The organism is Pacificibacter sp. (assembly GCF_039769035.1).
GTDB lineage: Bacteria > Pseudomonadota > Alphaproteobacteria > Rhodobacterales > Rhodobacteraceae > Celeribacter.
This window is the reverse complement of sequence record NZ_JBDMZG010000107.1, coordinates 64371-70928: the sequence shown is the minus strand read 5'-3', so window position 1 is coordinate 70928 and position 6558 is coordinate 64371. Positions and strand designations below refer to the sequence as shown.

Genomic DNA, 6558 nt, shown 5'->3' with positions numbered 1-6558 from the left:
TATCGGATCGTGGATCAAAATACGCGGTCTCTGGCGGGCCTTGCGCGTCTGCGGATGAGGCCAAGGCCTTCATCAAAACCCTGTGCAAAACCAAAAAATTCGCGAAGGCCACCCACAACACATGGGGGCTTTTGGCAGGCGACACGCCGATCAAAAACGATGACGGCGAAAGTGGCGCTGGCATGGTGATTTTGCGCATGCTGGAACGCGAAGAGCTGCGGAACCATATTGTGGTCGTCACGCGCTGGTACGGCGGCAAGCACCTTGGCGGCGACCGTTTCCGCCACGTCCAAGACGCCGTGCGCCACTACTTGGACAACCGCGCGTCTTAGGCGGCTTTGCGAGCCTGACGCCGGATGTGCCAGCGGTAAATCAAGGGCGCCAGCACATGATCATACAGCGCCTCACTGAGCGGCAGCACCACAGGCCAGCCCGTCACCCGCGCCAGCCATTTGTATTTCGGCATCTGCGCCCAGAGCACCCGAAACGCGGGAATGCCCGACACCAACGCGCCCTCATGCGCCACATAAAGCCTGCGTGCCGCTTGATCCGCCGTTAAATTCCAACGCTGCAAGGCGCAAGAATTCAGATCATCAAAGCGGATCTCAAGCGCATTCTGCGCCGCATAGTCCGCGTAGTGCGAAATCTCGAAATTGCACACGGGACACTCGGCGTTGAACAACACGGCGGTGTTTGTATCTTCAGAGGGCGTTTTCTGCGTCATGCTCTTAATCTAGGGCGTATCTTGCAAACAAACAGTCTATTTCGCTGCGACATTTTCCACAGCGCCGCCAGCATCACGCCACGCGCTAAATCCGCCCTCGATATGGGCCACGTTGCCAAACCCCATGTCCTGCGCGGTCTTGGCCGCCAAAGCGGATCGCCACGCAGAGGCGCAATAGAACACGATCTGTTTGGCCTGCGATAAGATAGGTTTATGATACGGACTGGTCGGATCAATCCAAAATTCAAGCATCCCACGCGGACAATGAAACGCGCCTTTGATCTTGCCCTCCCGCTCCAACTCCCGCCTGTCGCGCAGATCAACGATCAAAGTATCTGGATCACCCACCAGCTCCACCGCAAGCTCCACAGGGATCGTAGAGATCTGGTCGTAGGCCTCACTGAGCAGGTCTTGATAGGTCTTGGTCATGATGATGCGCTCCCTTTGGGGGAGAGGGTGCTTGATCGTGGCAAAACGGTCAAGGATTTGAGGGTTTTGTTAGGATGTCCCGTCTAAGCTTTGCCCCATGAAATTTGCACCGCCACTCCATCCAACGCTCTCTTGGGCCTTGTCCGTTCAGGTCTGGGCCTTTGTGCTGTTCCACCTGACTGTTGCTTTGTTTTCCCACGTCGGTTTTGCACGTGTCGTGGCTGAACATGGCTGGGTTGGTGATGCCGCCTATGTGATTGGTCGACTTGGGGCACTTTATGGCCCTGTGCTGCTCTATGTCTGGGCCTGCTTCAACCCCGCTGCGAACAAGGCGATAATGCTCGGGTTTGCGATCGTCACCTTGGCCTCAGCCTATGTGCTGATCTATCCCGTTTTGACGGGGGTGTTGCAGCTTTTGGGGCAGTTCGATGCCTTTGGCGTGTTTTGGTTTGAGCATTTGGCGAAGCCGTCCGACTAAGCAAACCCTACAGATTTCAAGCGCCGCACTCACGTCTCTCCCCGAGCGATGCATGCATCGCTCAGCGCCCGACCCTCCCCGTCACGCCAAAGGCGTGCTTCCAGCACGACAGGGCGCTTTCAGCACCCACCCAGGGTCAGGCGCTGGTCAAGCATATAGCTGCAAAGCTCTCTCAAGTTTGTTCAGCGTAATTGGAAATGCTTCTATTTCCTTTGCTAAGTCGCCTTGCTTTTTTTCAGGGCACGTCAATCCTTGGTTCTTGAAGGCCCTCGAAAGTTGCCTTGAAGACAATACAAATAAGCCAATCTCATCCTTGCGTCCACGCGCATAGCTATATGCAGCTTCAATTCTAAGGAAATTGGTGACCCACTGGAGGCTGCTATAGATAGCTACATCCCCAGTACATGTACGAACTTTTTCATTTTTAAATGTCCAATGGGTTTCAGCAAACAAAAGTCGGCTGCAGAGAATTTGGTATTCTGAGACGATTTTGGAAAGGTGTGCTGCGTTTTCTTTGTCAGCATACATAATATTGTCACGAATATTTTGTAGTATTTCAGGATCTACTGTGACTTCGCGCAGCAACTCATCTGATTTCTTGCCTTCGTATTCCGAGTTCAGGCGTATCTCTGCGCCGCGCAGCATCACGCGAGAGAGCTCCAATAAAGTTAATGGAAGAACAGCTTTTGCAGCGCGTAGGTAGTCGTTGCGCTCTTCGCGTCGGTGAGATTCTTGCTGACGGACGGTCATTAGAACCCCGAAGGTCGCGAAGCCGGCTGCGAAAAGTGTTCCGAAAACGGTTGCTATGCCCACTATGTTTGACTTGGCTGAAGGTGAAAAATCTGATCCAAGAAATAGCGCGAACAGAGTTCCAAGAATAAACCCAATCAATACACCAAATGAAAAATTTTCAAAGAAATTCAATAATTTGCGTAATATCGCCACGTTTCAATGCCCTTTTAAGTGGTGGCAAAATCACCACCGCCGATTTCGTGCATTTCGGAAAACAGTCTCCCAGACTGTTTTCTATTTCGAAATGCAACCCCACAAATCATACTCCCCAGCCTCATCGACCTCGACAGTCACCAAATCCCCGACACTCAAACCCTCAGTGCCCTCATCAATAAACAAGTTCCCATCAATCTCGGGGGCATCCGCCTTGGTGCGACATGTGGCTATGCCGTCCGCATCAATATCGTCCACGATCACCTGCATGGTCTGGCCGACTTTCAAAGCCAGTTTGGCCTCTGAAATCTCTTGCGAGACTTCCATGAACCGTTCCCAGCGCTCTTGTTTCACTTCTTCCGCCACGTGATCCGGCAGCGCATTGGAGCGCGCGCCAGCGACGTTTTCGTATTTGAAGCAACCCACACGATCTAAATTGGCCTCTTTCAGCCAATCGAGCATATAGTCGAACTCGGCCTCGGTCTCGCCGGGGTAGCCGACGATAAAGGTCGACCGCAGGGTGATATCAGGACAATCCGAACGCCACGCGGCGATTTCATCCAGAACCTTGGCAGACGCCGCAGGGCGCGCCATGCGTTTCAATACATCAGGGTGACCATGCTGGAACGGGATATCCAAGTAGGGCAAAACAGCGTTGCTCGTGTCAGCCATCAGCGGGATCAGATCGCGCACATGGGGGTAGGGGTAGACATAATGCAAACGCACCCACAGATCATCAGCAGCGCCAAGTTGTCCCAACTCGCGGGTCAAGTCGGTGATGTGTGAACGCACCTCACGAGCTTCGCCGTTTTTAGGGGCCCACGGATGCGTAGAGTAACGACGATCCAAACCATAAGCCGACGTATCCTGCGAAATCACCAAAAGCTCTTTCACGCCCGCCTCGACCAATTTCTCAGCCTCGCGCAAAATCCCATGCACAGGGCGCGACACCAATTTGCCGCGCATGTCAGGGATAATGCAGAATTTACAAGCGTGGTTGCAGCCCTCGGAAATCTTCAGATAGCTGAAATGGCGCGGCGTCAAAGACACGCTCTGCGCAGGCAGCAAATCCACAAAGGGGTCAGGCGAAGGCGGCACAGCGCCGTGCACAGCATCCAAAACCTGCTCGTATTGATGCGGGCCTGTGACGGCCAGAACCTTGGGGTGCACACCGGTGATATACTCAGGCTCCGCGCCCAAACAGCCCGTGACGATGACCTTGCCGTTTTCCTGCAGTGCCTCGCCGATGGCCTCAAGACTTTCCGCCTTGGCACTGTCCAAGAACCCGCAGGTGTTGACCACCACAGCATCCGCGCCATTGTAATCATTTGAAATCGCATAACCTTCTGCGCGCAACCGCGTCAAAATGCGTTCACTGTCAACCAAGGCTTTGGGACAGCCCAAAGACACCATGCCGATGGTCGGCTGGTCTGCGCGGGCCTTCGCATTTGTTGCATCAACAAGCGGCGCAGGCGCCAGATCGGGGCGGAGATTCGGAGGATTTGTGCTCATATCAGAGCCATACACGGGAATCCGTCATGGGTGAAGCCTGTCCGCAAATGCAGCCCAATCGCACATGTGCGTGAGATGTCACATTCTGTTCGCAAAAAGGTCTCACGTTCGCATAAGTGTTTCGTTAGGGTGGAGCCAATTCTTAATTTCAGTCGGACAAACATCCCATGATGACCAATACCAAAACCAGTTATGGCGGTGTCGCCCGTTCTTTCCATTGGGCGATTGCGCTCTTGATTGTTACGGCCTTTGCGCTGGGCATCATTGGCGACAATATTCCGCGCAATGCTGACACTGTGGACACGCTGAAAACGCTGTATTCCGCGCATAAAACCATCGGCGTGACGGTGTTTTTACTGGCTGTTTTGCGGATTTTGTGGGCCTTGACCCAGCCGCATCCTGTGCCGCTGCATCCTGAGCGCAAGCTGGAAACGCTGGTGGGCGAGGTTGTGCACTGGGCGCTCTATGGTTCGTTGGTGATCGTGCCCCTGTCTGGCTGGATCATGCATGCCGCCGAAGTGGGTTTTGCGCCGATTTGGTGGCCTTTTGGGCAAACCTTGCCGTTCGTGCCAAAATCCGAAGTCGTCGCGCATGCTGCCGCAGCGGTGCACGGCACGGTGGTTTTCGTGTTGTTTGGCGCGATCGCTTTGCACATTGCTGGCGCGTTGAAACACGTGATTATTGACCGCGATGAAACATTGGCGCGCATGGCCAAAGGCTATCACGGTGGCGATCCGAATTATGCGGGACATAACAGCAAACTCGCGCCCATAGCGGCTTTGATCCTTTGGGCTGTTGTGATCGGTGGGGCTTTGACCTTGGGCCAAGAGAGCCATGACGATGACCACGCTGGGGCTGAGATATCCATGACGCAAACAGATGATGCGGCTTTGGCCTCTGACGCGCCGGAATGGACCGTGACCGACGGCAGCGTGACCTTCAGCGTCACCCAATCTGGTGCGCCGATTGAGGGCAATTTTGCGGCTTGGAACGCGCAAATCGCTTATGATGTTGAGACAGGCACTGGTTCCACTGTGGTCAATATCGACACCACGACTTTGACGCTGGGCTCTGTCACCTCGAATGCCACGGGCGCTGATTTCTTTAACACGGCGGCCTTTACCTCGGCCGTGTTTGCAGCGGATATCACGCGGCTTGAGGCAGGCCCTGCGCATGAGGCCACGGGCACGTTGACCCTTGTGGGGCAAACTGTGCCAGTGACGCTTGAGTTCACTTTGGACACCGATGGCAAGACCGCCAATATGCAAGGCACAGCCGCGTTGGACCGTCGCGATTTCGGGATGGGCAAGGGCTATACGGATGAGAGCACCGTGGGCTTTGGCGTTGATGTGACCGTCAACCTAACGGCGCAACTGGCCGAGTGATCGCCGCCATATTTTAAAGCAGAAAAAGGGGTGCTATATGCGCCCCTTTTTTATGGTCGCCTGCGCGGGTGAACTTAGGCCTCATCTGCGTCGTGATGTGTTTTAAGACCAAATTTGTCGGCCGCATCGCGCAGGGCTTGGGTCAGTAAAATCTGCCCCGTGCCCGTGCGATCCTCATGGCGAAACAGCAAGGCGATGTCGCGGTTGGCATTGGGCAGATCCAGTGGTTTGACCACAACTTCTTCGCGGTAGATCGCTTGGCGTCGCGCAAATAATTCGGGCAAGATCGCAACCCCGCTGCCTGTCGCTGCCATCAGCAAAACCGAATCCAAACTCGTGCCCTCATAATCGTCCGTCACCACGCCGCCGGTCTGTGCGGCCAGTGCATAAACGATGCGTGACAAGCGGTGACTGTTGTCGAGCGTCAACAACCGTTGCCCCATCAAATCCTGCGCAGTGGCAGGGCCATCAAGGTCCGCCAAAACATCGTCGGTGGCGACAGCCACCCAAAGGCTTTCATTAAACAGTCGCTTTTGGATCGTGTTGGGGTGATCTTCGGGCGTTGAAATGATCGCATCCAGCCGACCTGAGCGCAGGCCGATCTCAAGATCACGGGTGTTTTCCTCGCGCACGATGATGCGCAAATCAGGGTGGGTTTGGTGTAAAGTCTTCACAACTTGCGGCAACAGATAGGGCCCGATTGAGGGCAAGACGCCCAGACGTAGACGGCCGGAAAATACGGTTTCAGACATCATGGCGCGGCGTAAGTCTTGGACATCAGACAATATTTTTTGCGCCCGCTGTACGAACTCTTCGCCTTGGGCGGTGATCTGCACACCGCCGCGACTGCGTTCAAACAGGCGGATGCCCAGCTCATCTTCGACCAGCGCGATTTGCGCCGACAGGCTGGGCTGGCTGACGTTGAGCAGCTCTGCGGCCAATCCGAACCGCCCGAGGCGGTGGACGGTAACGATGTATTCTAATTGTCTGAGTGTCGGGCGCATTTCATAGTTTAAAACTATGTAATGATTATAAATCAAGTATTTTAATTATGAATGAGCCTCTGCCATGTGGTGCGCAGCACA

The 6558-nt window shown here is 54.6% G+C and carries 8 protein-coding genes; 3 read left to right on the top strand and 5 right to left on the bottom strand.

Going from position 1 to position 6558, the window contains the following annotated elements; genetic code table 11:
* Positions 1-332 (top strand): YigZ family protein (locus tag ABF287_RS09930; RefSeq protein WP_347184850.1); only part of this gene is annotated, 332 nt, incomplete at its 5' end.
* Here the strand turns inward: ABF287_RS09930 and ABF287_RS09925 are convergent.
* Together ABF287_RS09925 and ABF287_RS09920 are read right to left on the bottom strand one after the other, a co-directional pair.
* On the bottom strand, positions 329-724 hold the full coding sequence (locus tag ABF287_RS09925) for a DUF393 domain-containing protein (RefSeq protein WP_347184849.1): 396 nt from the start codon (positions 722-724) through the stop codon (positions 329-331). The two genes, ABF287_RS09930 and ABF287_RS09925, sit on opposite strands and share 4 nt — an antisense overlap.
* A 36-nt stretch (positions 725-760) precedes the next feature.
* Positions 761-1153: a rhodanese-like domain-containing protein gene (locus tag ABF287_RS09920; RefSeq protein WP_347184848.1), complete on the bottom strand. Its 393-nt coding sequence runs from the start codon at positions 1151-1153 to the stop codon at positions 761-763.
* Positions 1154-1250: 97 nt separating this feature from the next.
* Between ABF287_RS09920 and ABF287_RS09915 the strand changes: the two genes are divergently transcribed.
* The gene (locus tag ABF287_RS09915) at positions 1251-1631 is read left to right on the top strand and encodes a hypothetical protein (protein WP_347184847.1); all 381 of its coding nucleotides are present in this window, start codon (positions 1251-1253) and stop codon (positions 1629-1631) included.
* 147 nt (positions 1632-1778) lie between these two features.
* Here ABF287_RS09915 and ABF287_RS09910 read toward each other — a convergent pair whose 3' ends face one another.
* Both ABF287_RS09910 and rimO read right to left on the bottom strand, forming a co-directional pair.
* Positions 1779-2576 carry a hypothetical protein gene (locus ABF287_RS09910; protein WP_347184846.1) on the bottom strand — a complete coding sequence of 266 codons (798 nt, stop codon included), beginning with the start codon at positions 2574-2576 and terminating at the stop codon, positions 1779-1781.
* An 81-nt stretch (positions 2577-2657) separates the two neighbouring features.
* A complete protein-coding gene (gene rimO, locus ABF287_RS09905) occupies positions 2658-4088 on the bottom strand; it encodes a 30S ribosomal protein S12 methylthiotransferase RimO (RefSeq protein WP_347184845.1) in 1431 nt (476 codons plus the stop codon).
* A 167-nt stretch (positions 4089-4255) separates the two neighbouring features.
* Here rimO and ABF287_RS09900 point away from each other — a divergent pair, with 167 nt between their 5' ends.
* Positions 4256-5473, top strand: coding sequence for a cytochrome b/b6 domain-containing protein (locus ABF287_RS09900; protein WP_347184844.1), 1218 nt, complete (start codon positions 4256-4258; stop codon positions 5471-5473).
* Between the two features lie 74 nt (positions 5474-5547).
* Here the strand turns inward: ABF287_RS09900 and ABF287_RS09895 are convergent, their stop codons facing one another.
* Positions 5548-6477: a LysR substrate-binding domain-containing protein gene (locus ABF287_RS09895; RefSeq protein WP_347184843.1), complete on the bottom strand. Its 930-nt coding sequence runs from the start codon at positions 6475-6477 to the stop codon at positions 5548-5550.
* Positions 6478-6558 lie beyond the last annotated feature (81 nt).

Excerpts from the sequence above, each read along its gene's own strand:
- ABF287_RS09925 (WP_347184849.1), bottom strand. The coding sequence starts at position 724 with ATGACGCAGAAAACGCCCTCTGAAGATACAAACACCGCCGTGTTGTTC.
- ABF287_RS09920 (WP_347184848.1), bottom strand. The coding sequence starts at position 1,153 with ATGACCAAGACCTATCAAGACCTGCTCAGTGAGGCCTACGACCAGATC.
- ABF287_RS09915 (WP_347184847.1), top strand. The coding sequence starts at position 1,251 with ATGAAATTTGCACCGCCACTCCATCCAACGCTCTCTTGGGCCTTGTCC.
- rimO (WP_347184845.1), bottom strand. The coding sequence starts at position 4,088 with ATGAGCACAAATCCTCCGAATCTCCGCCCCGATCTGGCGCCTGCGCCG.
- ABF287_RS09900 (WP_347184844.1), top strand. The coding sequence starts at position 4,256 with ATGATGACCAATACCAAAACCAGTTATGGCGGTGTCGCCCGTTCTTTC.
- ABF287_RS09895 (WP_347184843.1), bottom strand. The coding sequence starts at position 6,477 with ATGCGCCCGACACTCAGACAATTAGAATACATCGTTACCGTCCACCGC.